Source organism: Paenibacillus macerans (assembly GCF_900454495.1).
Classification (GTDB): Bacteria; Bacillota; Bacilli; order Paenibacillales; family Paenibacillaceae; genus Fontibacillus; species Fontibacillus macerans.
Genome location: NZ_UGSI01000001.1, coordinates 3,232,102 through 3,255,511 on the forward strand (window position 1 = coordinate 3,232,102; position 23,410 = coordinate 3,255,511).

20 protein-coding genes and 1 pseudogene are annotated in these 23,410 nt (G+C 53.1%); 9 read left to right on the plus strand and 12 right to left on the minus strand.

All coding sequences use genetic code 11. From position 1 onward, the window contains the following. Window positions 1-4: 4 nt before the first annotated feature. From DYE26_RS14640 to DYE26_RS14655, 4 genes are all read right to left on the minus strand, one after another. Window positions 5-1,381 (minus strand): PTS ascorbate transporter subunit IIC, encoded by a 1,377-nt coding sequence (locus DYE26_RS14640; protein ID WP_036624962.1) that lies wholly within the window; start codon window positions 1,379-1,381, stop codon window positions 5-7. Window positions 1,382-1,400: 19 nt separating this feature from the next. Beyond that, the gene (locus DYE26_RS14645; RefSeq protein ID WP_036624963.1) at window positions 1,401-1,682 is read right to left on the minus strand and encodes a PTS sugar transporter subunit IIB; all 282 of its coding nucleotides are present in this window, start codon (window positions 1,680-1,682) and stop codon (window positions 1,401-1,403) included. 27 nt (window positions 1,683-1,709) lie between these two features. Further along, window positions 1,710-3,770, minus strand: a complete 2,061-nt coding sequence (locus DYE26_RS14650) for a BglG family transcription antiterminator (RefSeq protein WP_227872682.1) — start codon at window positions 3,768-3,770, stop codon at window positions 1,710-1,712. Between the two features lie 298 nt (window positions 3,771-4,068). Then, a complete protein-coding gene (locus DYE26_RS14655) occupies window positions 4,069-4,350 on the minus strand; it encodes a hypothetical protein (RefSeq protein WP_036624967.1) in 282 nt (93 codons plus the stop codon). A gap of 188 nt (window positions 4,351-4,538) precedes the next feature. Here DYE26_RS14655 and DYE26_RS14660 point away from each other — a divergent pair, with 188 nt between their 5' ends. The 5 genes from DYE26_RS14660 (at window position 4,539) to DYE26_RS14680 (ending at window position 6,850) form a co-directional block, all read left to right on the plus strand. After that, complete coding sequence (locus tag DYE26_RS14660) at window positions 4,539-4,784, plus strand: type II toxin-antitoxin system prevent-host-death family antitoxin (protein ID WP_036624968.1); 246 nt, start codon at window positions 4,539-4,541, stop codon at window positions 4,782-4,784. Between the two features lies 1 nt (window position 4,785). After that, window positions 4,786-5,115 carry a type II toxin-antitoxin system RelE/ParE family toxin gene (locus DYE26_RS14665; RefSeq protein ID WP_036624970.1) on the plus strand — a complete coding sequence of 110 codons (330 nt, stop codon included), beginning with the start codon at window positions 4,786-4,788 and terminating at the stop codon, window positions 5,113-5,115. A gap of 248 nt (window positions 5,116-5,363) precedes the next feature. Further along, window positions 5,364-5,663 (plus strand): hypothetical protein, encoded by a 300-nt coding sequence (locus DYE26_RS14670; protein WP_115311228.1) that lies wholly within the window; start codon window positions 5,364-5,366, stop codon window positions 5,661-5,663. Window positions 5,664-5,918: 255 nt separating this feature from the next. Next, window positions 5,919-6,392, plus strand: a complete 474-nt coding sequence (locus DYE26_RS14675; RefSeq protein ID WP_124331715.1) for a hypothetical protein — start codon at window positions 5,919-5,921, stop codon at window positions 6,390-6,392. After that, entirely contained in the window at window positions 6,389-6,850 is a 462-nt protein-coding gene (locus DYE26_RS14680) for a hypothetical protein (RefSeq protein WP_036624974.1), read from the plus strand. The genes DYE26_RS14675 and DYE26_RS14680 overlap by 4 nt, the downstream gene beginning before the upstream one ends. A gap of 185 nt (window positions 6,851-7,035) precedes the next feature. Here the strand turns inward: DYE26_RS14680 and DYE26_RS14685 are convergent, their stop codons facing one another. The 5 genes from DYE26_RS14685 to DYE26_RS14705 all read right to left on the minus strand — a co-directional run bounded on the left by DYE26_RS14685 (window position 7,036) and on the right by DYE26_RS14705 (window position 16,893). Further along, on the minus strand, window positions 7,036-7,851 hold the full coding sequence (locus tag DYE26_RS14685) for a carbohydrate ABC transporter permease (protein ID WP_036624976.1): 816 nt from the start codon (window positions 7,849-7,851) through the stop codon (window positions 7,036-7,038). Window positions 7,852-7,885: 34 nt separating this feature from the next. Then, window positions 7,886-8,767, minus strand: coding sequence for a carbohydrate ABC transporter permease (locus tag DYE26_RS14690; RefSeq protein WP_036624978.1), 882 nt, complete (start codon window positions 8,765-8,767; stop codon window positions 7,886-7,888). A gap of 2 nt (window positions 8,768-8,769) precedes the next feature. Further along, window positions 8,770-10,122 (minus strand): ABC transporter substrate-binding protein, encoded by a 1,353-nt coding sequence (locus DYE26_RS14695; protein WP_036624979.1) that lies wholly within the window; start codon window positions 10,120-10,122, stop codon window positions 8,770-8,772. Window positions 10,123-10,260: 138 nt separating this feature from the next. Beyond that, window positions 10,261-11,058: an HAD-IIA family hydrolase gene (locus tag DYE26_RS14700; protein WP_036624980.1), complete on the minus strand. Its 798-nt coding sequence runs from the start codon at window positions 11,056-11,058 to the stop codon at window positions 10,261-10,263. 252 nt (window positions 11,059-11,310) lie between these two features. After that, window positions 11,311-16,893, minus strand: coding sequence for a glycerophosphodiester phosphodiesterase family protein (locus DYE26_RS14705; RefSeq protein WP_036624981.1), 5,583 nt, complete (start codon window positions 16,891-16,893; stop codon window positions 11,311-11,313). A gap of 447 nt (window positions 16,894-17,340) precedes the next feature. Between DYE26_RS14705 and DYE26_RS14710 the strand changes: the two genes are divergently transcribed. Next, window positions 17,341-17,856 carry a VOC family protein gene (locus DYE26_RS14710; protein ID WP_036624982.1) on the plus strand — a complete coding sequence of 172 codons (516 nt, stop codon included), beginning with the start codon at window positions 17,341-17,343 and terminating at the stop codon, window positions 17,854-17,856. Here DYE26_RS14710 and DYE26_RS34875 read toward each other — a convergent pair. Together DYE26_RS34875 and DYE26_RS14720 are read right to left on the minus strand one after the other, a co-directional pair. Next, window positions 17,794-18,252, minus strand: coding sequence for a DUF1186 domain-containing protein (locus DYE26_RS34875; RefSeq protein ID WP_082207890.1), 459 nt, complete (start codon window positions 18,250-18,252; stop codon window positions 17,794-17,796). The two genes, DYE26_RS14710 and DYE26_RS34875, sit on opposite strands and share 63 nt — an antisense overlap. After that, window positions 18,155-19,060, minus strand: coding sequence for an NAD-dependent epimerase/dehydratase family protein (locus DYE26_RS14720; RefSeq protein ID WP_036624984.1), 906 nt, complete (start codon window positions 19,058-19,060; stop codon window positions 18,155-18,157). Before DYE26_RS14720 ends, DYE26_RS34875 begins: the two co-directional genes overlap by 98 nt. Before the next feature lie 184 nt (window positions 19,061-19,244). Here DYE26_RS14720 and DYE26_RS14725 point away from each other — a divergent pair. Beyond that, a pseudogene (locus DYE26_RS14725) lies at window positions 19,245-19,742 on the plus strand (GNAT family N-acetyltransferase); the annotation flags it as partial. Window positions 19,743-19,766: 24 nt separating this feature from the next. Continuing rightward, window positions 19,767-20,540, plus strand: a complete 774-nt coding sequence (locus DYE26_RS14730; protein ID WP_371860959.1) for an SDR family NAD(P)-dependent oxidoreductase — start codon at window positions 19,767-19,769, stop codon at window positions 20,538-20,540. A gap of 266 nt (window positions 20,541-20,806) precedes the next feature. Here the strand turns inward: DYE26_RS14730 and DYE26_RS14735 are convergent, their stop codons facing one another. After that, window positions 20,807-21,688 (minus strand): LysR family transcriptional regulator, encoded by an 882-nt coding sequence (locus tag DYE26_RS14735; protein WP_036624986.1) that lies wholly within the window; start codon window positions 21,686-21,688, stop codon window positions 20,807-20,809. A 176-nt stretch (window positions 21,689-21,864) separates the two neighbouring features. Here DYE26_RS14735 and zwf point away from each other — a divergent pair, with 176 nt between their 5' ends. Next, window positions 21,865-23,394: a glucose-6-phosphate dehydrogenase gene (gene zwf / locus DYE26_RS14740; protein WP_036624987.1), complete on the plus strand. Its 1,530-nt coding sequence runs from the start codon at window positions 21,865-21,867 to the stop codon at window positions 23,392-23,394. Window positions 23,395-23,410: the final 16 nt, after the last annotated feature.

Sequence of the window (23,410 nt, forward strand, 5' to 3'; positions counted from 1 at the left end):
GCATTTAAGCTTCCATCTGCTGCGAATCCTGGTTCGCTTTGCTTTTCTTAAAGAACCCGAATACCACGGCCAGCAGCACTAGTCCAACCACCGTTACGGTGACGCCTGTCGCCCCCAGCGATTTGGCGATATTCCCGAGCAAAATGCCGGAAGCCGCAAAATCGGTATCCGAGAACGTCGTGCTGGCAAAACCGAGGTTGCCGAGAACCGGCATTAAGAATACGGGAAGGAACGTAATGATCAAGCCATTTACAAAAGACCCCAGGGTTGCGCCGCGAACTCCGCCCGTGGCATTGCCGAATACCCCGGCCGTCGCCCCCGTAAAGAAATGGGGAACCACGCCCGGCAAGATGATCACGGAGCCTGTCATGGCCAAAATCACCATCCCCACGATCCCGCCAAGAAAGCTGCTGAAGAAGCCGATCAGCACCGCGTTTGGCGCATAGGGAAAAACAACGGGACAATCGAGAGCAGGCTTGGAGTCCGGAACCAGCTTGGTGGAAATCCCTTTGAAAGCGGGTACAATTTCCGCGAGCACCAGCCGAACCCCGGAAAGGATCACAAACACCCCTGCCGCAAAGGTAACCCCCTGGATGATGGAGAATACAAGGTAATGCGTGCCGCCGCTAAGTTCTTTTTCCACATAAGACGGGCCGGCAAAAATAGCAATGATAATATAAAGAACCACCATCGTTAACGAAATGGTCACCGAACTGTCGCGCAAAAATCCCAGCCCTTTGGGAAAGCTGATCTCTTCCGTGGAACGGGAGCCTTTCCCGACAACCTTTCCGACAAGCCCGGAAGCAACGTAACCTATGCTCGAAAAATGCCCGAACCCCACGCTGTCGTTCCCTGTGATTTTCCGCATAATGGGTTGGCAAATGGCCGGAAACACCGCCATGATCAAGCCTAAAGCCAGGGAACCGACGATAATCAGCGGGATTCCTTCCAAGCCGGAAACCACCAAGATGACAGCAAGCATACAAGCCATATAAAGCGTGTGATGACCCGTCAAAAAGATATATTTCAGCTTTGTAAAGCGGGCAATCAGGATATTCGCGATCATGCCGAAGAACATAATGAAGGCGGTGGCGCTGCCAAATTCATTTAAGGCCATGGCCACGATGGCCTCGTTATTCGGCACAACCCCCGACACATGGAAGGCGCTCTGAAACATTTTTCCGAATGGATCCAGAGACTGAACAATGATTCCGGCCCCGGCGGAAATGACCAGAAAACCGAGGAACGTCTTGGTGGTTCCTTTCACGATCTCGCTTGCCGGTTTTTTCTGAATAATCAGCCCCACCAGAGAAATCAGCGCAACCAGGACGGCCGGCTGGCTTAAAATATCCATCATCAATTTGAGAATTCTTTCGCCCATAGCAGATGTCCCCCCGTTATTAAATCATTCCCTTGGCTTGGAATACGTCCTTAAGTTTGGCGCGCAAACCGTCCATATCGATAATGCTGTCGATCACAATCACCTCTCCCAAGTGCCCCATTCCTGCGGCAATATCCTTGGCGGCGATAAACAGATCCGCAGAATCCGGCGTAGCCGAGCTAAGGTCGGAATGGTCCACTTCGACACCGCTTAACCCCAGCTCCGACAAGATTTGTTTGACGTTCATCTCCAACATAAAGCTGCTTCCCAAACCCGTACCGCAAATCGCTAAAATTTTCATAGCTCTTCTTCCTTTCGTTTCCATGTTTTAAACCGCGGCAGAATATAACTTGAATAAGTCAAGAAATGCTTCTATCGACGCTTCCTCTTTGAGGAGCTCAATGTTTTTGGTGTCGCTGAGAAGTTTCGTTAATTGCGTAAGCGCCTTAAGATGGGTCTTGTTATCATTGGCCGCAACGCAAAACAACAGCCGGACAGGGTATTTTTCGTCATTCAAAAAATAGACCGGCCGATTAAGCTTTAAAAAGCTCATCCCCACCTGGTTCACGCCCATTTTGGGACGCGCGTGCGGGATCGCCACTTCATTGCCAAGCACGACATACGGCCCCATGGTCTTGATATTTGCAATCATCGCCTCGATATAGGAGGACTCGATGGCTCCTTTCTCCAGCAGCGGGTTTGCCGCTACTTTAATCGCCTCTTCCCAATCCGAGAGCTGATCAACCACTTGGATCGTTTCTTCTTTTAATAAATCGTTTAGCACAGGTTGGCTCCTCCTCTGGATATCTATTTTTCTATGGAACGTCAGTTGGCTTAACGCATCCGTTAATCCCTTTTCGTCGAAAATGTCGGCGTAACGCCCAATCGTTTGGATCAGCTCTTTTAAGGACAGGTCCTGGTACCCGATTCCAAACAGCTGCCGATACACTTCATTGACCAGCCTGTTTTTTTCGTTGGGCGTCATAATCGGCTTTACATAAAAGCACGGGAGCTTGGACTCGAGCTCAATCGTCGAAAAGATCAGATCATACGGATCGTCATTCTCTGTTTGGTACTCCTGTAAGGACAGCGTTTTTTCCACGGTGATTTCCGAAAACAGCGACTCGATCTGGTGCTTCACCATCAACGAAGAACTGACTCCGCTGGGACAAACGACAATCGCTCGTTTCTTTTTCGGCATGGCGTGCTGCGGTTTGGCCAGCAGCGCTCCAAAATGCATCGTAATAAAGCCGATTTCTTCCTCCGGAATATTGATGCTTAGCAGCGATCCGACCGGCTGAAGCAGTTCCTTGATTATGGTGTAAAGCTCGCGATGTTCCTTCTGAATCTGCTCGAGCAGCGGATTATGAATCGGAATCCGGTATTTCATGCGAAAATAAGCCGGCTTAAAATGCTGATATAAGGTGCGGATAACTTCATCCTTTTGTTCGAAAACAATCGCCGCCTTATATTCAAAATCGACGACCAACTGTTCACATAAGTGAAAAAGCAAGTCCCGGCTCCCTTCTTGAACCGCGCGGCTGCCTAAAGACAAACCTAACAATTGGGTGGTGAAATAGCACAGCTCATGTTCATCTTCCTCGAATCCCAGATGATCAAATAAGGTTTTGGCCACGGGCCACATGGGATCTCTGCTTAACAACTCGATTTCATCACTATGAAATTGAACGGATTTTCCTTCTTTGTGACGGTAAGCGTAAAGAACAAGAAAATAAGCAAATTGACGAACCCGTTCCTCCACAAAATCGAGCTGAAAAAGCTTTTCCGCTTGCACAAGCGCACGGTGAGCCGAATCTAAGGGAAGAAGTTCTTGCCGATCCCGCACCAGATAGTGGATTAGTTTTTCAAAATACGGAATTTGCATCATCTGCGCTAAATGCTGCTGGACAAGGATTCGCTTATCGGACTCGGTCCCCCGAAGATGGTAGCCCTTCTGCCTGGAATAACGAATTTCAACCAGGAAAGGCCGGTTCATTTCGTTGGCCTTTTTCACATCGGAAATCACCGTGTTCTTGCTTACCTGGAGCAGCTGCGTCAAATGTACCGACGAAATATGCTCTTGCCGTATAAAGAGATACAGGTAAATGAATATCAAACGTTCCTCTTCCGTTAAAAAGAAATCCTGTTTGCGGTTCTCCAATTGCTGCTTCCGGCAAAAAGCCATCACCTCTTCCGGCACCATGATATGGTTCATTCCTTTGTACGGAATGGCAGGAAGTGCTCTCTCCTTCAACCAATAATTGATTTTGTCCAAATCGTAGGCAATTTGCCGTTTGGTTAATTGAGAGTGCTCCATGACTTGATTCATGGTTGTATGCTTCACTTTCAAAAGGTGCTTCAGTAAAAGCGCAGGACGTTTATCAATCATCAATGGAACCACCTCCTGCAATGATCATATAATAAAACGCTTTCATTTTGGAGGATCGTTGAGAACAAACGATGGCGGGGAGTGAGGAACAAAATTGGGCTGAAGTTGGGCTTGGGTAAAACCCTGTATGTGTGCAGAGGGAGTATAACAGGGACATAACGAAAAACGGTGAAGGTGATCGGTTGTGAAGGATATGGAGAGACTACGATTGCTTTTGCGGTAAATCGGGACTTAGGCTGTCGGAAGCCCAAATCCCGCTATTATTTACCCTCTCCTCTCTTCTCCCTAAATACCGTTATCAATATTTCGTCCAATAATCTATATTGCCGCTTGAGGAGTTGAATTTTGGACGTTGAGGCTGATCCCGTTCCCACGCCTCCAGGATGACTATCGTATCCAATCTGGGATTGTCCGGCCAGAAGATATACCGCTGCTCCACCAACCCCCGCAATCCGGCAAATATATCCTGCTTGTTCCTACCGGTCTTAATCTCCAACTCATCGATCGTAGGCATCCGTTTCCGCTGCGTCGAATAGCTGTATAGGATACGGAGTAATTTCCGTTCAAGGTCTGGAAGCATTTTGATCACTCCTTTTGAATAAGAACATATGTTTGTATTATATACGAATATTCGTTCCACGTTCAATCAGAAAAAACTGTAATTCGCCCCTAAAGTATAAGAAGCATATGTTTGGAAGGAATATTGCTGTTGAATTTTACGAATAATAAACATACAATGATAACAGCAACCAAAAGGAGTTGTTATATATGCCGAATATTAAGCCCATATCCGATTTGAGAAATTACAATGAGGTTTTGCGGGATATTTCTGTAGGTGAACCGGTATTTTTAACTAAAAACGGCAGAGGGAAATTTGCTATTGTCGATATAAGTGAATATGAAAAACTAACGGCTTCTCTAAAACTGATGTCAAAGCTTGCTCAAGGGGAGCAATCAGGGAAAGAAAAGGGATGGATGACTATAGAGGAAGTCGAAGCAGACCTGGAAATATAAAATGAATAAACTGAAAATTTCACCTGAAGCCAGAAATGACTTAGTGGAAGTGAAAAACTACATCTCCCAGGAGCTTTATAATTCTGAAGCCGCTGTAAATTTGATCGCAAAAATAACGAAAAAAATTCGCAGCTTGGTGGATTATCCTGAAATTGGTACACCTCTATCCGCTACTATAGACATTCAAACCGATTATCGGTATCTTGTTTGTGACAATTACCTGATATTTTACAGATATGAAGATGGAGTAGTTTATGTGGTTAGAGTCTTATACGGCAGACGGAATTTCATACGTGTTTTGTTTAGCAATTTACTTGAGGAAGAAAAATAAAATTATTCTACTTAAATCAACATAGAAATAACGGGACAAAGGCTAACCATTTATCGGAACCTGCGTCCCGTTTTTTTATTTTTCCTGCCACTAATTCTCCCTACTCCTCCCGTAATAATTCACCAACGGAAATATCCAGCGCCTTGGCAATGGCAACGACTTCGTAATCCTAAAAGTGAAAGATTATTTTTTCACTGCGAATACCGAATTAAAACAAACCGATCCCTCGAGACGCGATTCAGGAAAGGTTGAACCACATTACAGCGCGTATCAATCGTCATCCCGAATTGCGTAAACTTCGTGCCGAGGAACGCTCGGCTTTTGAGGCCATGTTTTCCGGTACGGATCAAACGAAGTCGCCGGAGTATATGGACTGGGAGGACAAGCACCACTTCAGGCAGGGTTTAGAAAATGAACGTTTGTACATGCAAGGGATGATGGACGGTGTGCAACTTGCAATAGCGTTGTTTGATGACCTTCTTTTCGATTCTACAAGACCAATCAGAACGCCAAATCCGGCAAAATCGGATACAGAAAGCAAACTGTAGGGTGTTGAGTTACTATTGTACGCATAGCGGTCAAGTATACAAAAACAGCCGGTTTGTAAGCGTGAGGGAAGGCCGATCGGCCAGATCCAACTGTAAGATCCAAGTGGCACAAAGGGATGCAGAATGCCACGAAATGCAAAAGTGCAGGCGATTTTTGTCGAAACTCCTCAATAGGGGCAGTTCAAATGCAAATGTGCAGTTCATTTCCGCCCAAAAGTCACTTTTTTATCGCATAGCTCCAAAACAGATGCACTTTTGCATCTCAGCCGCTCAATAATAGCGATTTACGAAAAATCAACTGCACTTTTACACTTGGTTACCTCGCCCCCCTCCCCCTGTTTGAAGGGCCATTGGTGCGCAAACACGCTGCCTAAAGATTTGTTTTTGGGGGAGCAACATGCCGTCAAATTCATTGAAATGCAAAAGAGGGTGGATGAATCCGGATGGTTGGATGACGTTTGGGCCGAAGGCGGAGCAATTGTTGACTTGGATAAAAAGAAGTTAGTATTTTATGGCGGCGAGGATATACTTTACAATGTTCCACTCAGGAATTTCTACTTAAAACTGATGAGAACTATTTGGTCCGGTTGGGAAATCGCATGGGCTTACGAGGGCATTTTAGATTTGGCCAACTACGTCGGTTATCCGCAGGAAAAAATATTGACGTACGGTGAAGACGATTTAAAAGATACAAACTTAGAACCTCCCGAAGAGATGGCCTTAATATGATCCACGAGATCAATAAATCCTATGGATATAAAAGCATCGCCCTGCGTGAATGGTCTAAGGAATTCCCTATCGGAGGCTTCCATATTGATATAGATTGCAGGAGATTGGAATTTTGGCATGCCAATGACATCCCCAACATATCCCATGAACTTAAATCGAAATGGTCCGGCTGGGAAGTCGTTCATCATTACGGTGATTATGAATCCCATTTAAAGCGTACCGCCGGACAACTGCAATTCCAGGATATTGACCAGCAACAATTATTGGCGGATTTAAAGAGCCAACTGCTTTGGGAATCGTCCAATCCGGTAGATACTATAACCTGCTTTGCCAAAAAAGAAGCCGAGACAGGAAGAAACGTAGAAATAAACCCGCACGCTTTGCGATACGATTCATATGAACTGTCCAAGGAAATCAAAGCGGAAATCCTACAACGCGCTATAGATAACTTGCGTTAAATTTCTGGAACTGCCGCCGCAAGCTGTGCAGCCGTTCTGCGGAGGGCAGCAGGCCCCCGGGGCGGCGCATCTCCAGCACCCAGGCTCCCCGATATTCGCAGGCCGCCAGCCAGACGGCCACCGCTTCGATCGGGACGGTGCCGACGCCTCCATTCCCGGGGAGCGCGCCCCATCCGTCTGCTTGTCTACTTGATGCCGGAATGAATAAAACTGTCGATAAACTGGCGCTGGAACGCCAGAAAAATGATCAGGAGCGGCACGATCACCAGCAGCGTCGCCGCGCTGACCTCCGTCCACTGCACGCCGACCTCGAACGATTGCGCGAAAATCGACAGCCCCACCGTTAGCGGCCGGTTTTCCACGGAATTGGTTACGATCAGGGGCCACAAAAAATTGTTCCACTGATAGCTGATGGACACCAGCGCAAACGCGACAAAGGTTGGCCTGGACAAGGGAAAATACACCTTCCACAGCACCTGCCAGCGGTTTGCCCCCTCCACAAGCGCCGCCTCCTCAAGCTCGTTAGGGAGCGTCTTGAACACCTGCCGCAGCAGGAAGATGCCGAAGGAGGAGGCCAGATAAGGCAGCATAATCCCAAGCTTCGTGTCGAGCAGTGAGAACTGCTTCAAAATGTTATAGTTCGGAAAAATCAGCACGTCCGCAGGGATCATGATCTGGGCCAGGAACAGCAGGAACACGAGGCTGCTCCCGACAAACGGAACGCGTGCAAATGCAAAGGCCGCCATGGTTGCGGTCAGCATCTGCACCGCAAATACACAAAACACAATGAGCAGCGTGTTCAGGCAATACACCGCAAAGGGGGCGGCGGACCACACCGTCGCGAAGTTATCCAAGGTAAAATCCGCCGACCAAAAGCCGGACAGCGCCGCCTGCCGCGGGCGAAACGCCGTCACCGTCATCCAGACGAGCGGCACCAGCCAAATGATGGCCAGCAGCAGCATGAGAACATTGCCGATTTTCGGCGCAAGTTTCTGCAGCATAAATACGCCTTTCTTCCCGGACGGCCATCCGGGATCAGTTGTAATGAATTCGCTTGTCGAGCCCAAAGAACTGCACCGCTGCAAACAGCAGCATCAGCCCGATCATAATGACGGTCAGCGCGGAAGCAAGCCCCTGGTCCCAGAAGCTGAACGCCGTCTCGTAAATGTAATACAGCAGCAGATTGCTGGCATTGTTGGGACCCCCGCGGGTCATGATCATCAGATGATCGACGAGCTTAAAAGCATTCGTCAAAGCGATAATGCTAACGAACAACGTCGTTGGCATCAGCAGCGGGAACGTGATTTTGCGGAACACCGTAAAGGCCCCGACCCCATCCATCTGAGCGGCCTCGTAAAGGTCGCGCGGGATATTTTGCAGACCGGCCAGATAAAAAATCATCAGGTACCCCGATTCCTTCCAGATAATCATGATAATCATCGCCCACATCACCAGCCCCGGCGTGCCCAGCCAGTTTAGTTCGGGCTGACCCGTCCATGACAACATCCTGCTCACCAAGCCGTACTCCGGCGTGTAAATGAACAGCCAGATGTTCGCCGCTGCGATCATCGGAATCAGCGTCGGATAAAAAAAGCCCGTCCGCATCAGCGCTTTTCCCCGGATCGCTTTGTTGGCAAAAACCGCCATCAGCAGGGCAAGGGCGATCCCCGCAGGAACCGTTCCCGCCGCAAACAGGGAATTGTTGCGCATCACCTTCCAGAACACCTCGTCCTCCGCCAGCCGGCGGAAGTTGTCCAGCTCCGCGAAAATCGGCTCCGGCGTAGCCAGGTCAGCCTGAAAAAAGCTCAGGCGCAGCGTCAGAAAGATCGGGTAAAACGTAAACAGCGCCAGGATCGCCAGCGACGGCAGCAGCAGCAGCCAGGCGAATCCGTTGTTTCCAAGTCTGATACCCTTCATGGCTATTTGTTAAAGGACGCCAGCGCCTGGTCCGCCTCCGCCTGAGCTTTCTTCAGCGCGCCGGCCGGAGTCAAATCGCCTATCAATGCCGCCTGCACGGAATCATTCAAAATTTTCATCACCTTGCCGTTGTTATGGGTGGACAGTTCGGCCGCCGCGTATTCCAACTGATCGCGGGCCACGACCGCCGCCGGGAACCCGGCCGCGTACTCCTTCATCCGTTCCGTCTCATAAGCGGACTTGCGCACGGCTACATAACCGGTGTCGATGCTCCATTGGGCGGCGTGCTCGGGTTCGGTCATAAACTTGACGAATTCCCAGGCGGCCTGCTGCTTCTCGGGTGCGATATCCTTGAAAATATAGAAGTTGCCGCCGCCCGTCGGGCTGCCGTACTGCTTCTTCGCCGGCAGGAAGCTGACGCCAAAGTCAAAGGTGGCGTTCTTTTTCACGTTCGACAGGTTGCCGGTCGTATGGTACATCATCGCCGTTTTGCCTTCCAGGAAATCGGACGGCACGGTGCTCCAATCGGTCACGCCCTCCGGCGTCGCCTTGTGCTTCGCGGCCAGGTCCACCCAATACTGCAGCCCTTCCACGTTTTCCGGCGTATCAAACATGACCTTTTTGCCGTCCGGGGTCATCAGATTGTCGCCGTTCTGCAGAGCAAAAGTCTGCATCATCCAATAAGCAAAGCCCGTGACCGGGATTTCCAGGCCGTAGCGCCCATCCTTTTTCAGCTTAACCGCGTACTCCTGCATTTGCTCCCAGGTTTCCGGCCCTTTTTCCGGATCGAGTCCCGCTTCCTTGAACATCTCCTTGTTATAGTAAAGCACGATGGTGCTGCGCTGAAACGGAATGCTGTAAGTATGGCCGTCCGTTTGCGAGTTGGCCATAAAGGCAGGATAGAAATCCGCCAGATAGCCGCCCTCTTCCTTTACGATAAAATCGTCCAGCGGAATAATCGCGTTCATATCCAGCAGACTGAACAGCTCGGTCGACTGCTGCACCGCCACATCCGGCGGCTGCTTGGCCTGGACGCCGGCTTGCGTCTTGACCGCGGTGTCGGCATAGCTGCCGGTGTACACCGGGGTCACGTCAATATCGGGATGCTCCGCCTCAAAGTCCGCCGCCATCGCCTCGATCGTCGCGGTTAGCGGCCCGCCGACCGCGATCGGATAATAGAACGTAAGCTCGGTCTTTTTCCCTGCGGACGCGTTCGCCGTTCCCGCCCCGTTCGTGGAAGCATTCGCACCGGAGACGGATCCGCCGTTGCCGCCGCTCCCGTTGCCGCCCCCGCATCCCGCCAAAAGCGACAATCCCAGCGCAACTGCCAGCACTTTCGTACTCCATTTTTGCATCACTTCAATCTCCTCCAAAATTTCATATATTGGTGTGCGGAAGAATCGCCTTTTTGTTATTTTCTTCCACTGTAGCAAACTCGTTTATTTGCATGATTAGCACCGGGTAAAAACGCGGTTAAATTCGAGCCGGCGGATTTAAGTTCGTTCGGCCTGCCCCAGCAGTTCGTCCAGCGTGGCCCAGACATAATCCGGCATGACCGGAAACTGTTCCAGATCCCCGAGCGAAGCGACCCCGGTCAGTACAAGCGCGGTCCGCATGCCATGGCTGGCCCCGAACACGATGTCGGTGTCCAGTCGGTCCCCGATCATGAGGCAGCGGTCGCCGCTCGTACCGCTCCATTCCAGCACCTTGGCCGCGTAATAGGCGGACGGCTTGCCGATGACTTCGCTCACCGCCCCCATGCTCGCTGCTTCGATTGCTTTGACCATGGACCAGGTGTCGGGAATTAGATCCCCGGCCACAGGGCAGTTCGGATCCGGATTGGCGGCGATCAGGCACGCTCCGTTCCGCACCGCCTTCATCGCACGGTGCAGCTTGCCGTAGTCGAACTCCCGGTCCATGCCGACCAGCACATGCGTCGCCTGCGCCGGATCGTCCGTCATTTCTACCCCAACCGAGACGAGTTCATCGCGCAGCGCCTTCTCCCCGGCAACGAGCACCCGCACCGCCCCACGCAATTCCAGAAAGTAAGCGGCGGACATGAACCCCGCCGTCACGATTTCTTTCTCATGCGCGGCAAGGCCAAGCTGCATCAGCCGGTCCCGGCATTCCCCGCGGGTGCGGATGGTCGTATTGCTCAAAAACCTCACTTTTTTGTTCAAGCTTCTTAAATGGCATAGCGTTTCCTGCACGCCGGGCAGCAGGACGTCCCCCAGAAAGATGGTACCGTCCAAATCGAAAAAGTACGTTTCAAATGACAGCGTGTCCGGCAATGAATGAGCAGCCTCCTTTGGTGCGGACAACACAAAAAAGCCCGTTATGCGGCGCACGGAAGCGGGTATGGCAAACAGACCATTCCTTCCGGTACCGCATAAGGGCTTTCTCCTCGTCTCCGACCCTTTAATGATGAAATTTTTGAAAAACAAACTTCTTACCTTACAATAAACCTTCCGTGTTATCCCGGTATTAACGTTATGTTAACGGTTTGCAAAAGAGCGCGCAGGATTCACGCCCGTCCGGGAACCTTATTCCAGAAAGCCGGCCGCTTCAAGGAAACGGTCCAGTATGACCGCCGACTGCGCGCGCGACGACGGAGCCGCAGGCGCCAGCCTATTCCCGGATATGCCATTAAACAAGCCCGCCTCAAGGACCAGACTCCATTCCGCTTGTCCCCATTTCACCTCAGAGGCGTCACGGAACCGCTCAAGCGCGCCGGAGCCTCCCGCAGCCGCAGCCTCGCCGCCAAAACCGGCCAGCTTTATGGCCCTGGCCATCATGACCGCCTGCTCGCCGCGGGTTACGGGAGCGTCCGGGCGGAAGGTTCCATCGGCATAGCCGCTCACAAGCCCGGCCGCAGAAGCTGCCCGCACATACGGAGCAAACCAATCGTTCGCGCCGACGTCGGACAGCGCCGGGGTCACCGCGCCCTGCTCCGAAGCTGCCGTGCTTTCGCTATCGCTTAGCCCTAACGCGCGCACCAGCATCGCCGCGAATTCGGCCCGGGTCACAGCGCGGTCAGGTTCGAACGCTCCGCCGCCGGTGCCGCTTAAGAGCAGCCGGTTCGCCAGCTTCTCGGCGGCGGCTTCGGCCCAGTGGCCGTTCATGTCGGCGAAGTCCTTGTTCATCGCGACGGCCGTATAAATCCCGTTGCCGCCATGGATCAGGACGACTTCTGGAGCGTCCGCCGCATACCGGCCCGGCGTAAAGGACAGCGCCTTCTGTGCCGTTTCGTACCGGGCGCCGGTGATTTCCATGCCGTTTCCGTCCCCCGAAAGGCCAATATACTTGATGCTGCCAAGGGGTGCGAACGGTACGGCGGATTGGAACGAAGGGGCCGCCGCCTCAAGGGCGAACTCCACGGCTGGCCCGGTCAGCGTTCCGCCCGCGCGGTCGGCGGCGTTCCGTACGGCTTCCGCCTCAGCGCTATCCAGCCCGCGAACGGTGACGACCAGTTCCAGCGCATCCGCGTTAACGCCGAGAGCCTTTGCCGCCTGTGTGGTATCGAGCAGGTGCAGCGGCAGTCTATAGCCCGCGTTCAGATCGGCGTTTACCGCCGTCAGTTCCGCTCCGCTCGTTCCTGCCGCTTCGGACAGCACGGACAGTGGCAGCGTCAGACGCTCACCCGTAAATCTGACCTCAACCCGCCGGCCGTCCCGGAACGCCTGCTCCAGCTCCGCGGCCGAAACTGCGCCGCCGGTGGCTTCCACTACGCCTGTCTGCTCAGCTTGGCCTGGCTGCGAAACACCGCCGGTCCCGGACGCTCCGCTATTTCCGCTGTTCGTTCCACCGCTGCTGTTGCCAGGCGAACCGCCACCACTGCTGCCACCATTACCGCCTCCTCCATTGTTGCCTCCTCCGTTATTGCCGCCCCCCGGCGATTCGCCGCCGCCGTTAATGGCAATTTCCACAGGCTCGGAGTACAGGTCGTAGGTGCCGCCGCCGTCGATCGCAGCGGAGTAGCGCAGCAGCGCGTAGGCTTTACCGGCTCCGACCGCCTGTATCGACGCCCCGTCCGCCTGCACCGCGTCAGCTCCGGCAATCAGCACGACTTCGGGCTCGACCTCCGTTTTGTCGCCTTTGTACGTTTCAACCTGGGCGCTTAAAGTCCTGCTCTCGCCCTTGTCCAGGGTAATGACCGGCTCCCGGGCGGCAAGCGAAGCGGCCCAATCGGAAGCATAATACGTATAATCCGTCGTAATGCCAAACGCGCCCATTTTAAAATACTTGACGATATCCTCGCGCTTATTTAGCGTCCACGGGGAAATCAGAAGCCCGCGGTGCTTGGCCGCTTCCATAAATTTCGGACCCAGCCCGTTATAATCGGTATTATAAGTCCAGTTTTGCTTGGATAACGCTTTGAGCGTGTCGCGCAGCGAACCTTCGACATTGTTCTCGCTGGCGATATAGCCGGTCAGCAGGCCGGCGTTCATTTCCGGCATCAAAACCGCCAGCCGGTCCAACTGCGCCGGATGAAAGGACATGACATTGACGATATCCTCGGCGTTATATTTTTTTACGGTGCTGACAAAAGCATCCACCGCCGCCGGCGTCTCGGTTTTGATCTCGGCATACACCATCCGCCCTCTGGCGCGGGCCAGCTCCAGCTGTTCGTCCAGCGTCGGCATCCGGACCACCGGAAAACCCTGCGGATAAGGCTTGTTGGCGTTAAACGCCTTAAGCTCGGCCAGCGTATAGTTCTCTACCGGTCCGTAGCCGTCCGTCGTCGTTTCCAGCACGGAAGAGTGCGAAATGATCAAGTAGCCGTCTTTGGTCAGGAACATGTCGTTTTCAATGTAATCGGCTCCGGCGTCCAATGCCATCGTATTGCTTTCGATCGTGTTTTCCGGCGATACGGAAGGCATGCCGCGGTGCCCGATCATATAGACTTTCCGCACCAGTGTCGTATCCCGTCCGTACAGCTTCAACGCTTCATACGCCTCGCCCGGCTCGGCGGCCACCATCCCGTTGACCCCGGCCGTAATCATGCGATGCAGCGGCAAGACCCCGCCGGAGGAGTCAGGCGCTTCCTTGCTCCAGACCATGATCGCCAGCTTCTGCAGGTAGGACACATTCTCGCGGGTCACCGCGCTTTGCGGCAGCAGCACGATCCGAGCCTGGCTCGCGGCCGTCTGCCTGCGGATGTCCAGAAGTTCCTCCAGGGAAGGATTGGCGATGGCGGTGAAATCCAGAATGCCGCGGATCATCGGATACGCCGCACGGGCTCTTTTGACCAGATCCGCCCGATCCGAAACGATAAACACATCCTCCAGCCCGCGGGCGCGCAGCTCAAAAACCAGCCGGTCCACGGCCAGCTCTTCGGTGACATAAAAGGCCGGAATGACCTTAGCGCCGGCCGCGGCAAGCGCCTCATCCAGACTTGCAATTTCTTGGCCGCCGCCCGGTTCCGTCACGGTCAACTCCGCGTTCAGGTGAAATATCGCCGTGGCGGGCAATTGGCTCCCCGTCAGCTTAGCCAGATCGCCGGAGCGGGCAATATCTGCCACAATCGTCGGCGCCATGGCAATCCGCGTTTCCGGCTCCGCCACCTTGATGAACGGTTTGATCGCCGGAGCGGGCAGCGGTTGTTCCAGCAGCGTCACCCGGATGTTATCGATTCTCATGTCGCTGCCGTCCGCCTGGAAGCCGATGCCGCCTTTATCATAGGCGGTTGCCTTGACCGAATCGATAACCATCAGCTCGTCCACCCATTCCTGGACCCGGTTCCCGAAGGCTTTCACCGTATAATGCAGCGCCCCCCCTTCCTGCATCGGCTCCGTGTAGGAGCCGCGGTCCATCACGTTCCACTGGTTCGACGCCGTGCGTTCCGCGAATTCGATGCCGTTGTATGCGGACGGGTCTTTGCGGACGGCCATCTGATAATAAGGATAGTTCCCGCCTTGAATCCGGAACATGATCGAATTCCAGCGCGCGCTGTTATTCGCGGCCGTATTCGTGATGTCCGCCTCGATCGTATAGTTGCCGAACAGCTTCAGATAATCAGGCAGCAGCACCCGGGACGGGTTATCCGGAGAAGCGGATGCCTGCATCTCAAACGCTCCGCCGCGTACGCCCGCTTTGCCCTGGGATGCTCCCTGAAGGCGGGTCCAAGCCTCGGGAAAAGCGCCCTCCGCCAGCCGATCGAAGTTCTCTTCATACAGGACGTATTCTTCGTCTTCCGCGGCCTTGGCCACGACGATCAGGCTGAGCTCGGCGTTGTCTTTGCGGACCTTCACTTCGTATACGCCGGGATGCTCCGCCGCCAATTCCCCACCATCTACACGGATTGCCCTGCCGCTTTCGTCGGACCATTCCACAGCGTCACCGCTTAGCTCCGCCGTGGAATAATCGCTGGATTCAGCCGTGAACATGACGGACGCCAGCTTAAGCGGAGTTCCGGCATCCGCCAGCAGGTAGCCGGTATCGTGCGCGAGCTTCAGCACCTTCGCCCCGGTCAGCGACGGCGTCACCCGGACGGTTACGCTCGCTTCCGCCTGATGGTACACCGCGGTGACGATCGCCTCGCCTTCCTTCAACGGAACGGGCTGATTATCGACGATTTTGATCACGCTCTCATCCGAAGAATACAGCTTGAGCTCCTTCCCCGTCACAGGCACTTCCAAGCCGTCGGAGTAATATACAGTCCCGGTCACCGTCAGCGGCCCGGTCAGCGCTTCCGCCGCAGCCGGCAGGTTCAGGTCAAGCCGATTCGCCGTGATGCGCGTAACCTTCAGGTTGTCGAAAGAGACCGTCATCTGGTCAGCTTGAAAACCCACCTTTCCCCGCTCCAGCAGGTCGCTCTCCAGCGTCCTGTCCATCAACAGGGTAAAGTCCTCGTCGTCCTTGGCCTTGATGTATTCCTTGACGTTATTGCCGAACACCCGGACCTTCATCGTATAATCCTCGCCCGGTTCAAGCGGCCGCCACGTTCCGTTTGCCGGGACGGACCAGTTGTTGTCGGGCTTGCGGTAAGCGAACTCATACGTGCCGTTCTGGCGAACGGCCATTTGATTATAGGGGGCTTTGCCGTTTGCGGGAACCCGGAACATCAAGGCCGCCCAGCGTGCCCCGTTCAGCACGCTTTCAATTCGGACATCCGCCTCCACCGTATAATTATCGCTTTGAACCGGCGCCGTAATCCGCGCCTGCAGCCCCGCTCCGTTGCCGTCAAAACGCAGTCGGCCGTTCTGATACGTCTGATACACCGCGTCCGTTATGCTGTAAGTATCTCCGGTGACGGTAGCCGCCTCATGAACCACCCGGAAAGCCGGGCTGCCCGCATTAACATCGGATATCCATCCGGGCGGCACAGTACCTTCCTGCATATCATCGAAATTTTCTTGAAACAGTACCGGATCGACGGCTCCGGACACCGGCCCATCGTAGTCCAGGTTCACCACCCCATAACCCGAGGTATCATTCCAAAAGCTCATCGTATTGTAGGCGCTCCAGTAGCTTGTCCGCTGCTTGGCCGTATCAGCGGCATCGTAACGGTTGGTGACGCCCACCTCAAAGCCGAGCTGCCGGCTCAAGCGGGGATCCGTATTCAGCATATCCCACGGCACGGCAAGCTCCGCGGTCCATCCTTCCGGCGTGGCCTGGATGGCGCGAAGCACCTTTTTCTCGTCCTTCCCCGCGTGATTGTTTAAGGCCGCGCCGAACCGGAACTCCGGCGTGCTTGAGCCCTCCGCGTAAACGAGGCCGATCTGCATATCATCCTGCACAAATGGCGACGACCGGTGCAGCGCCGGATCGAAGAACAGGTGCAGGCTGTCCTGATCAAACCAATACCCGGACGCTCCGCTAATCGGCGTATCATCCTCGATCCGCACACCTATGTATAAATAGGTGTCGTCCCACAGCAAGCCAAGCCGGCTGTCTTCACTTGCAGACGGATCGGTATGCACCGTGAGCGGCTCGCTTACGTTCCAGAACGATTCATAGAGCCTCCCGTCGATCGCGGGGGCCGTCAGGGTTCGAGCGGCCCGTATCTCCGCCCTCCCCGGTTCCGCCGCCGCCGCAACCGGCGCGGGCCTCAGTCCGACATCCGCGAGTCCGGCCAGGAGCGACAGAACGGCAATCATATTCAACAGCTTTGTTGCTTTGTACATTCGCGTATCCCTCCCTGTAATAGTGCGAGTTCAAATAGGTTGAAAGATGCGGCGCACGTCCGTCGTCCGGCTAAAGAAGACGCGGTCCCAAGCTTTTTTAGGCAGCACAAAAAAACCCTTCTTCTCCGCTCCCGCGAGGCCATGGACCAATCCGGTCCGTTTTGCCATGCGGATAACGTAAAGAGGGTTTTCTCCTTGTCTCTACCCGATATTCAATTGCTTTGAAAAGCTTTAAGAGCCGCCGTCTGCCCGGCCGAACACGAGGTTCTCCAACATCTGACGATACCTTCACTTTAACGGGGATTTATTAACGCTGTATCATTGCCGGGTAAACGGATTGTCAATTCGTCTCAAAAGGTATTACTGACAGCAGCTGTCAGTGTAAATGATTTATAATGACGAAAAGCTTCGATAGATGCTTGATCAATTATACGAGGAGGAACAACCATGACGAATTACATTGGAGCAACCGGAAACTATACAAAAAATGGAGTACCTAACGGATTTACGGCGATAACACCATTTATCGCAGTGAATCATCCTTCTGAAGCCATCGAGTTCTATAAATCTGTTTTTCACGCAAGGGTTAAGGATATTACTGAATTTTCGGATGAAAACGGCAATAAAGTAGTTGCTCATGCGGAATTGGATTTTGGAAACGGATTTTTGCAGTTGGGAGCAGCGAATCCGTCCTTTAATCTGGTTTTGCCGCCTGGTGAGGATAATACCTGCTATTCCTTGGGCATTTATGTTGCTGACGTGGATCAGGTATTTGAACATGCAGTGGCAAAAGGTGCGCGAGTCAGAGAAGCCGTTACAAACTTTGTTTCAGGTGACCGGTTCGGAAGTATTTGGGATCCTTTTGGGGTGAGATGGAGCATTATGACCAGGGTTGAGGATTTATCCGAAGAAGAGAGCACCCGGAGAGTGAGAGAATGGGCTGAAAGTTCGAGCGGTAATTGAAAAATCTATGTAGTTCTTCTCGAGTTCCCCGCTTTCATACAGTTGTTTGATATCTTCGTAAACTTCGAGCGGGTAAAGATCACTGGAGCAAGACACGATCTCGGCGTTCAAATAATATGGGGCATCCGAAAGCCTGCCGTTTAACAATTGTTTCATGTAATCTATTGCAAACTCTCTCGTCAATTGGTGATCAAAAACAAGCGTAACTATTGCTTTTAACGCTTGTCCCCTATCGGCGCATTCCGGCAATAAAAAAAACCGTCTGCAAACTCGCAGGCGGTTTTGATGATATTCCACATTAGATATCCGTGTGAGACAAAGCGAGCTGATCCTCGGGCATAGCCTTGGTCGAGCCGTCCAGATTAAGGATGGAGCGCCAGGAATAACGGGGTTCATAACCGAGTATTTTCCGGGCCTTGTCGATAGCCATCAGCGTCTCGTATCCCTGGATCTCCTTCTTTAGAGGGACCTTCGGAAAATACTTTTCGGCCAAATCGCGGCTCGGATCGGGCATAATCGTGTCCGGGGCCGTGATGTGGAACACCTCATGCCCCAGTCCGTTCTTCTCTATCGCCAGCAGGCAGGCGGTTGCGGCGTCCCGTACATCGCAGTAAGCCCATGCGTTTTTCTTCTGAATATCCTTCTCCTTGTCATGCCAGTGCAGGATCGGAATCTTCTCATACTCGTCGGGCTCATACATGTTGGCGAAACGCAGGGATACGAGCTGGGCGTTCGTCAGTTTGTGAAACATTCCCGTCAACTGTTCCGTCAGCGCCTTCGCCATCGCATAGGAGGACTTGACGAGCGTCGGATGCTCTTCATCCACGGGAAGATAACTAAGCTCTTCCGGCACGAACGGATACCCTAACACCGTTTCGCTGGACGCCCATACCAGCTTGGGAATTTTCAAATCCTTGCAGGCTTCGAGGATATTGAAATTGACGATCATGTTATTTTCGAATATGGCCTGGGGCGTATTTCTTACGTCCGTAGGGATGTTCCCCAGGTGAACAACGGCATCGCATCCCAACAGGAGCTGGATAACCTGGCCGTAATCGCGCAAATCCGCCTGGATAAAATTTTTCGACGCGGATTCTTCCCGCAGCTTCCGGTCCGAAGCGACTACGTCGTGCCCCGCTTCAAGGAACGTTCTTACGGTCCAGCGGCCGATCTTGCCCGCCGCGCCCGTTACCACTACTTTCACGATGGATTCACTCCTTTTGATCCTGAATCAAAATTTCTTTTTTAAAATCTCCCATCTTTGATGGTTTTATTAGCGGAGGAACGTATTTGCAGGAGCGTGGTGCAATAAAGTCCCGGATGTTATAATGAAACGAACTTCCTTGAATGGGTTACCTGCTGCAGATTTCGCAAAAAGGAGGCGCAACATGCTGTTGCAAGGAAAACGAATTATACTGAAACCAGCCGCCAAGGAAGACGCCCAGTCCCTGCTGGATCTCGAGGTAAGAAACCGGCCGTTTTTTCAGCAATTCAGCGGCAAAAAGGACGGATCTTTTTATACTTATGAGGGGCAGGCGGACAGAATCGGCAGATTTTTGGAACAAAGCGAAGCCGATCAAGCCTACCTTTTCTTGATTTTTTTCCCGGGCTCGGATGAAGTGATCGGCGAAGTGATGTTAACCGAGGTCGCCCGCGGAAATCTGCAAGGCTGCTGGATCGGCTATTTCCTCGATCAAGCTTACAACGGCCAAGGCTACATGACGGAAGCCGTAAGGCTTATCGTCCGATATGCGTTTGAGGAGTTGGACCTTCACCGGATCGAAGCCGGGGTGATGCCGCATAATGCCGCATCGATGCAGGTGCTGTTGAAAGCGGGGTTTAAGAAAGAAGGGCTTGCCCGCAAAAACGTAAAAATTAACGGAGAATGGCGGGACCATCAGACCTTTGCGATCCTCAAAGAGGATATCCTACCGGCGATTTCCGGCGAAGCCAAGCCGGCAACCGGCCGCAGCTTTATTATTTTCGGAGCCAGCAAAGGCTTGGGCGGCGCGTTCGCCAAAGCCTTGCCCGCCGCAGGGGATACCGTGTGGATCGTTTCCCGCAACCGTCCGCAAAGTTTGGAGCTCAAGGATGGCGTACGCCGCCATTGGATTGAAGCCGACCTCGCTTCGCCGGATGCCGGAAGCATGATCGCCAAAGCGCTTCAGGGCGCGGTCATCGACGTGCTCATCTATAACGTCGGGATCTGGGAAAGCCGGGGGTTCAGCCCAGACTATGATTTTGAAAAAGACGACCCGCAGCACATATCCGCCATCCTCCAGGTAAACTTGACCTCCGCGATCACCTGCATTCAGAAGCTGCTGCCTAATCTGAAACAATCGGACCGGGGCAAAATCGTTCTGATCGGTTCGACCGCTGGACTGGAGAACAATCATATATCCCAGGTCGCTTTTGCCGCATCCAAGTTTGGTCTGCGCGGCGCAGCTAATGCGTTAAGGGAGCATCTTAAGCCGCACGCCATCGGTGTAACCTGCATTAATCCGGGGGAACTGGCTACCCAAATGCCTTATGAAGCCGGCGTCGAAGCGGTCTGGGCGGCTTACCGTGGAGCCCAAATCCCCCTGCAGGATATCGTTGAACTGGTCAGATTCGTCATTCATCTGTCAAACGCTTCGTGCATAAAAGAAATCAATGTGCCGGCCATGCTGGACGCGGATGCCTGAATTTAGGGTAAGTGCAAAACATACAATTATTTTTGGACTATTTTTTGCTCCTTCCGGTTTAATTGCAAAACCTGCAGTTAAACCGGAGCAAAATTTCGCTTATTCCTCTGTCCCTTGTTTTTAGTTGTACTTTTTACAACTATCGCCACTTGCGGATCAAGCGCTCTATGCCAAGTGTAAGAAATGCAATTATTTATGATTAACTCCTATAAGGCCCTTAATGAAACGTGTTAACGGCACTTCAAAGCTAGTTTTTCGCGGTCCCCCTATTTAAAACTCTCGATAAACCGGCGGGCCGCTTGCGAAAGCGGCATATTCCGCATGTTCATGATGCCGACCTGGGACGGCGGCAGTTTGACGTCCAGCCTAATTTCGAACAGGGAGCCCTCCTCCAGCTCTTTGGACACGAATTCCCGCGCCACGTAAGAAATCCCCAGCCCCCTGCGCGCCATCTCGATCAGCAGCCCCACGCTGCCGACCTCGATTTCGGGCTTCAGCTCAAAGCCGAAGTCCTGAAACAGCTCCGTAATGGCCATCCGCGCCCGGCTGTTGCGCGAGAACAGAATCAGCGGATATTTCATCAGTTCCTCCAGCGTCAGCACCTTGTCCCTAAGCTCCTCATAAAAACGGCAGCCCGCCACAAAGCAATCCTGCAGCTCGATCCCCTGGCGAACCTCAATCTGCGCGTCCACAATCGGCATCCGGGCGACGCCCAAATCGATTTTCCCCTCTTTCAGAAACGTCATAATCTCCGGTGTCGTCCCGTGCAGCAGATGAATGCCGATCCCCGGATACCGAACGTGGAACGCCTCCACGAAGGGCAGCAAATAATGCTTGAACAGCGAATCGCTGCCGCCGATCCGCAGCTCGCCGCTGTCGAGGTTTTTCAGCTCGGCCATTTTCTGCTCGGCTGTCGTCATTAAAATATGCGACTGTTCGATATAGGAATAAAGGACGGCCCCCTCCTGGGTTAGCGAGACCCCCTTGGAATTCCGGTAAAACAAAGTCAGCCCGAAGCTTTCCTCCAGCTGTTTGATCGCGTGGCTTACGCTCGGCTGAGTGAGGTACAGGGCGTTGGCGGCTTGCGTCAGGCTGCCTGTCTTAGCGGCCCAATAAAACACTTTGTATAATTCATAATTTATGCTCATAGACGTGATCTATATCTCCTGTCAAATATATTAATTACATATATGAAGTCTATTCGTATTATAGTGGATTATGAAAAAAGATACCATAGCTTACAGATAGGAGATAGGGTTATTTGATCCCGTCTTCCGTTCATCTAATATGACCATAGAGAAGCTATGCGAGAGGAGAGAAACGTATGGAAGCCAGCACATTTGTTTTGTTTGGGGCGACAGGAGATTTGGCCAAACGGAAAATTTATCCGGCCCTGTTTAATTTATATCTCGACGGCAAGCTGCCGCAGGTTTTTTCCCTGATTGGCCTTGGCCGAAGAGAGTGGTCCGATGACACCTTCCGGGCGAACATCGAACAATCTCTGCGCAGCTTTTCCAGACGGGATGCCGATGATTCCGGAGCCTTGGCCCGTTTTCTGAGCATGTTCCGCTACCAAGTGCTCGACGTGGATCGTAAAGAGGATTACCAAACTTTGCTGCGGTTGATCGAGCAGCGGGAGCAAGCCTTGGGGGCTGCCCCGAACCGGATGTTCTATTTGTCGGTGGCGCCCGAGCTGTTCGAAACGATCAGCACCAACATTCAGGAAAGCGGGCTCGGCTCTTCCAAAGGCTGGAAGCGGCTGATCATCGAAAAGCCGTTTGGACGCGATTTGGAATCCGCCCGCCAATTTAACGCGCAGCTCGGCAAAGCTTTTACCGAAGAGGAAATTTACCGGATCGACCACTATCTCGGCAAACGGATGGTTCAGAAGCTGGAGGTGCTGCAGCAGACGAATCCGGTGCTGCAAGCGGCCTGGAACAACCGTTACATCGCCAATGTGCAAATTACGGCCAGCGAGACGGTCGGCGTTGAGGAGCGGGCCGGTTATTACGATAAATCCGGCGCCGTCAGGGATATGTTCCAAAACCATATGCTCCAGCTCCTGATGATGCTGGCCAGCCATCTGCCGAGCAGCAACAGCATGGAGCAGGTCCGTCAAAACAAAAAGCTGGTGATGGAATCGCTTGAACCGTTATCGGTTGAAAATGTGGGAGTAAACGTGGTTCGCGGGCAATATACTAATGGAGTCATTCAAGGCAAACCCGTCGCCGGCTATACATCCGAGCCCGGCATCGCCAAGGACTCCCGCAACGACACATTTATCGCCGCCAAGCTGCAGATCGACGATGCCTTTTGGCGGGGAATCCCGTTCTACATCCGGACCGGGAAACGCATGAAGGAGAAATCGACGCGGATCGTGATCGAATTCAAAGAGCCGATCAAGCAGGCCGCCGCGAAAAAAGGCGGGCAGGCCCCCAATCTCCTGGTGTTTGAAATCAGCCCGAATGAAGGCATTTACCTGCAATTGAATTCGGGGGGAGTTTCCCATAAACAGGATCTTACCCCGGTGCTGATCGGGTCGGAACAAACCGGCAACGCGGTTCCCGAAGCATACGAAAACTTGATTTTCGACGCTTTGCGCGGGGATTCCACTTATTTTGCGCATTGGGACGAAGTAGAGCTGTCCTGGAAATGGGTTCAGCCGATTCTGGACGCTTTTGCGGCTGACCGGGTTCCCCTTCACGATTACCCGGCCGGCTCCTTCGGTCCGGAGGCAGCGAACGAATTGCTCGCGAAAGACGGGTATCGTTGGTGGTTCGACGAGGAGGCCGACGCCGGCGCCGCAGCTTCATCCGCCGCAAACGGCGTTCGGGAAGCCTTGTCGATCAAATAAAGCCAAAAAATCTAAA

Bases quoted from the DNA above. Each gene is read 5' to 3' on its own strand.
- DYE26_RS14640 (WP_036624962.1), bottom strand. From the start codon at position 1,381: ATGGGCGAAAGAATTCTCAAATTGATGATGGATATTTTAAGCCAGCCG.
- DYE26_RS14645 (WP_036624963.1), bottom strand. From the start codon at position 1,682: ATGAAAATTTTAGCGATTTGCGGTACGGGTTTGGGAAGCAGCTTTATG.
- DYE26_RS14650 (WP_227872682.1), bottom strand. From the start codon at position 3,770: ATGATTGATAAACGTCCTGCGCTTTTACTGAAGCACCTTTTGAAAGTG.
- DYE26_RS14655 (WP_036624967.1), bottom strand. From the start codon at position 4,350: ATGCTTCCAGACCTTGAACGGAAATTACTCCGTATCCTATACAGCTAT.
- DYE26_RS14660 (WP_036624968.1), top strand. From the start codon at position 4,539: ATGCCGAATATTAAGCCCATATCCGATTTGAGAAATTACAATGAGGTT.
- DYE26_RS14665 (WP_036624970.1), top strand. From the start codon at position 4,786: ATGAATAAACTGAAAATTTCACCTGAAGCCAGAAATGACTTAGTGGAA.
- DYE26_RS14680 (WP_036624974.1), top strand. From the start codon at position 6,389: ATGATCCACGAGATCAATAAATCCTATGGATATAAAAGCATCGCCCTG.
- DYE26_RS14685 (WP_036624976.1), bottom strand. From the start codon at position 7,851: ATGCTGCAGAAACTTGCGCCGAAAATCGGCAATGTTCTCATGCTGCTG.
- DYE26_RS14690 (WP_036624978.1), bottom strand. From the start codon at position 8,767: ATGAAGGGTATCAGACTTGGAAACAACGGATTCGCCTGGCTGCTGCTG.
- DYE26_RS14695 (WP_036624979.1), bottom strand. From the start codon at position 10,122: ATGCAAAAATGGAGTACGAAAGTGCTGGCAGTTGCGCTGGGATTGTCG.
- DYE26_RS14705 (WP_036624981.1), bottom strand. From the start codon at position 16,893: ATGTACAAAGCAACAAAGCTGTTGAATATGATTGCCGTTCTGTCGCTC.
- DYE26_RS14710 (WP_036624982.1), top strand. From the start codon at position 17,341: ATGACGAATTACATTGGAGCAACCGGAAACTATACAAAAAATGGAGTA.
- DYE26_RS34875 (WP_082207890.1), bottom strand. From the start codon at position 18,252: ATGAACCCCGTTATTCCTGGCGCTCCATCCTTAATCTGGACGGCTCGA.
- DYE26_RS14735 (WP_036624986.1), bottom strand. From the start codon at position 21,688: ATGAGCATAAATTATGAATTATACAAAGTGTTTTATTGGGCCGCTAAG.
- zwf (WP_036624987.1), top strand. From the start codon at position 21,865: ATGGAAGCCAGCACATTTGTTTTGTTTGGGGCGACAGGAGATTTGGCC.